Source organism: Staphylococcus sp. HMSC062A01 (assembly GCF_001836805.1).
Taxonomy (GTDB): Bacteria; Bacillota; Bacilli; order Staphylococcales; family Staphylococcaceae; genus Staphylococcus; species Staphylococcus haemolyticus.
Window position 1 is genome coordinate 1 of sequence record NZ_KV830642.1, and the last position, 1,219, is coordinate 1,219.

The window sequence follows — 1,219 nt, forward strand, 5'->3', positions numbered from 1 at the left end:
CAGGCAGGCGTGTTAACCGCTACACTACGAGACCAATATAATACGGAGGAAGAGGGATTCGAACCCCCGCGAGCCGTTAAGCCCCTGTCGGTTTTCAAGACCGATCCCTTCAGCCGGACTTGGGTATTCCTCCACTAATTAAATGTAAATTACTATAAAATTATTAAATGGCGGTCTCGACGGGAATCGAACCCGCGATCTCCTGCGTGACAGGCAGGCGTGTTAACCGCTACACTACGAGACCTAAAAGATAAATTGCGGGAGGCGGATTTGAACCACCGACCTTCGGGTTATGAGCCCGACGAGCTACCGAACTGCTCCATCCCGCGATAATAATTAATGGCGGAGGAAGAGGGATTCGAACCCCCGCGGCCCGTTAAGGCCCTGTCGGTTTTCAAGACCGATCCCTTCAGCCGGACTTGGGTATTCCTCCAAAATTATATGGACCTTGCAGGACTCGAACCTGCGACCGAACGGTTATGAGCCGTTAGCTCTAACCAACTGAGCTAAAGGTCCAAATTATAATTCTACAACTAATAAGTAGTGGCGGTGGAGGGGATCGAACCCCCGACCTCACGGGTATGAACCGTACGCTCTAGCCAGCTGAGCTACACCGCCGTTATCTAGTTTGTAAATTTAATATGGTGGAGACTAGCGGGATCGAACCGCTGACCTCCTGCGTGCAAAGCAGGCGCTCTCCCAGCTGAGCTAAGCCCCCATATTTTTTATATAATTAAAGTTCCTATCGGGAAGACAGGATTCGAACCTGCGACCCCTTGGTCCCAAACCAAGTGCTCTACCAAACTGAGCTACTTCCCGTAAGAGAACGCGCCCGATAGGAGTCGAACCCATAACCTCTTGATCCGTAGTCAAACGCTCTATCCAATTGAGCTACGGGCGCAAAATTATATATGGTGCCGAGGACCGGAATCGAACCGGTACGGTGATCTCTCACCGCAGGATTTTAAGTCCTGTGCGTCTGCCAGTTCCGCCACCCCGGCACTATATTAAAAATAATGGAGCGGAAGACGGGATTCGAACCCGCGACCCCCACCTTGGCAAGGTGGTGTTCTACCACTGAACTACTTCCGCGTATGCGGGTGAAGGGAGTCGAACCCCCACGCCGTAAGGCGCTAGATCCTAAGTCTAGTGCGTCTGCCAATTCCGCCACACCCGCGTATACATGTGAGCCATAGAGGATTCGAACCTCTGACCCTCT

Annotated in this window: 12 tRNA genes; all 12 read right to left on the reverse strand. The window is 52.0% G+C overall.

Annotated features, from left to right (window positions below):
- Window positions 1–43: 43 nt before the first annotated feature.
- Window positions 44–133, reverse strand: a tRNA-Ser gene (locus HMPREF2715_RS09880).
- Window positions 134–168: 35 nt separating this feature from the next.
- A tRNA-Asp gene (locus tag HMPREF2715_RS09885) sits at window positions 169–244 on the reverse strand.
- Between the two features lie 11 nt (window positions 245–255).
- Window positions 256–329, reverse strand: a tRNA-Met gene (locus tag HMPREF2715_RS09890).
- Window positions 330–340: 11 nt separating this feature from the next.
- Window positions 341–433, reverse strand: a tRNA-Ser gene (locus HMPREF2715_RS09895).
- A gap of 9 nt (window positions 434–442) precedes the next feature.
- Window positions 443–516 (reverse strand) — tRNA-Ile (locus HMPREF2715_RS09900).
- A 28-nt stretch (window positions 517–544) separates the two neighbouring features.
- Window positions 545–618 (reverse strand) — tRNA-Met (locus HMPREF2715_RS09905).
- 24 nt (window positions 619–642) lie between these two features.
- Window positions 643–718: transfer RNA gene (locus HMPREF2715_RS09910), tRNA-Ala, on the reverse strand.
- Window positions 719–745: 27 nt separating this feature from the next.
- Window positions 746–819, reverse strand: a tRNA-Pro gene (locus HMPREF2715_RS09915).
- An 8-nt stretch (window positions 820–827) separates the two neighbouring features.
- A tRNA-Arg gene (locus HMPREF2715_RS09920) sits at window positions 828–901 on the reverse strand.
- 11 nt (window positions 902–912) lie between these two features.
- Window positions 913–1,001: transfer RNA gene (locus tag HMPREF2715_RS09925), tRNA-Leu, on the reverse strand.
- Window positions 1,002–1,017: 16 nt separating this feature from the next.
- Window positions 1,018–1,092, reverse strand: a tRNA-Gly gene (locus HMPREF2715_RS09930).
- Window positions 1,093–1,095: 3 nt separating this feature from the next.
- Window positions 1,096–1,177 (reverse strand) — tRNA-Leu (locus HMPREF2715_RS09935).
- Window positions 1,178–1,219: the final 42 nt, after the last annotated feature.